Source organism: Bradyrhizobium algeriense (assembly GCF_003062295.1).
Lineage (GTDB): Bacteria > Pseudomonadota > Alphaproteobacteria > Rhizobiales > Xanthobacteraceae > Bradyrhizobium > Bradyrhizobium algeriense.
Genome location: NZ_PYCN01000131.1, coordinates 1 through 1,703 on the forward strand (window position 1 = coordinate 1; position 1,703 = coordinate 1,703).

The window sequence follows — 1,703 nt, forward strand, 5'->3', positions numbered from 1 at the left end:
GCGAATGACCCTGGCTGTGTGAAAACGCGCGGATTGAAGTGATTCTCGGAGTATGATTCTCACGCGATTTGCGGGGGAATCGGATGAAGCGCTTCGTTGAGGGGCTGGATCGTGGGCAAAGCACGCTGTTTCCCGTATGCTTGGAAGACTGGATTGGCGAGGATAATCCGGTTCGGGTGATCGACGTCTTTGTCGATCAACTCGACCTTGGCGAGCTAGGGTTCAGTGGGATCGATCCCGAGAGGACCGGTCGGCCTTCGTATCATCCCTCGGCGCTGTTGAAGCTCTATATCTACGGCTATCTCAACCGGGTTCAGTCAAGCCGTCGGCTCGAGCGTGACGCCGGGCGCAACGTCGAGGTGATGTGGCTTACGGGCCGGCTCGTTCCCGATCACAAGACGATTGCGGATTTCCGCAAGGACAATGGCCCAGCGATCCGCAAGGTGTGCGCACGCTTCGTCGAGCTCTGCCGCGAGTTGGGCCTGCTGACGAGAGCCTGCGTTGCCATCGACGGCAGCAAATTTAAAGCCGTGAACAACCGCGATCGGAACTTCACCCGCGCGAAGGTGGAGCGGCGCCGGGCACAGCTTGAAGAGAGCGTTGCGCGGTATCTCGGTCAGCTCGATACGGCCGATCGGCAGGAGCCTTCCGAGACCCTCGCGCTCAAGACGACACGGCTCAAGGAGAAGCTCGCGAAACTCGAAAGTGAGATGCAGCGCCTCGCAGCGATCGAGAAACAGATGCTCACCTCGCCCGACCAGCAGATATCGCTGACCGATCCTGATTCCCGTTCCATGGCGACGAGCGGCCGAGGCTCTGGCGTCGTAGGCTACAACGTCCAGGTCGCCGTGGATACCAAGCATCATCTGATCGTCACGCATGAGGTGACCAACGTCGGCACCGACCGGTCGCAGCTCGCCAACGTGGCCAAGGAGACGAAAACAACGCTGGAAGCCACGAGCCTCGATGTCGTCGCCGATCGCGGCTACTTCAGCAGCGAACAAATCCTGGCATGCGAGGAAGCTGGCATCACGGTCACGCTGCCAAAGCCGATGACCTCGAACTCAAAGACGGAAGGGCGCTTCGGCAAGCAGGACTTCCGCTACGTCGTCGAGGAGGATGTTTACATCTGTCCGGCGGGAGAGCGGCTCGCCTACGCCTTCACGACCGAAGAAAACGGATTGGTCCTGCGCCGCTACTCGACCAATGCCTGCCGGCGCTGTGCCATCAAGCAGAGCTGCACCACCGGCAAGGAGCGGAGAATCACCCGATGGGAGCATGAACACCTTCTCGAAGCCGTTCAGCGGCGACTCGACGAGCATCCGGAGAAGATGCGCCAGCGGCGCGAGACGGTCGAGCATCCCTTCGGCACCATCAAGGCCCGGATGGGAGCAACCCACTTCTTGATGAAGACGCTGCCACGGGTTGCCGCCGAGATGGCACTTCATGTGCTGGCCTACAATCTCACGCGCGTCATGAACATCATGGGCATCCAACCGCTCATGGCGGCGATGAGGGCATAGTCGTCGCAGACATGCACTGGTCCGGTCCGTGAAGAACCGCCCAAGACGCTCATATCCGCATTAGGCGAGCGGCCAAATCGAAAAAGCCGCCAAACTCGGCAAAATGACTGCGCCCGCCACGTCGCCAAACTCGCGACGTGTCTATGCTTCCGCTAGGACGTTTTTACGCAACCAAGACCC

At 60.2% G+C, this 1,703-nt stretch carries 1 protein-coding gene; it reads left to right on the plus strand.

Annotation, left to right across the window (positions count from 1 at the left end):
- Window positions 1-83: 83 nt before the first annotated feature.
- The gene (locus tag C7G61_RS42655; RefSeq protein ID WP_108523403.1) at window positions 84-1,523 is read left to right on the plus strand and encodes an IS1182 family transposase; all 1,440 of its coding nucleotides are present in this window, start codon (window positions 84-86) and stop codon (window positions 1,521-1,523) included.
- The last annotated feature ends 180 nt before the right edge of the window (window positions 1,524-1,703 follow it).

Coding starts and splice junctions, on each gene's coding strand:
- C7G61_RS42655 (WP_108523403.1), top strand. CDS start 84: ATGAAGCGCTTCGTTGAGGGGCTGGATCGTGGGCAAAGCACGCTGTTT.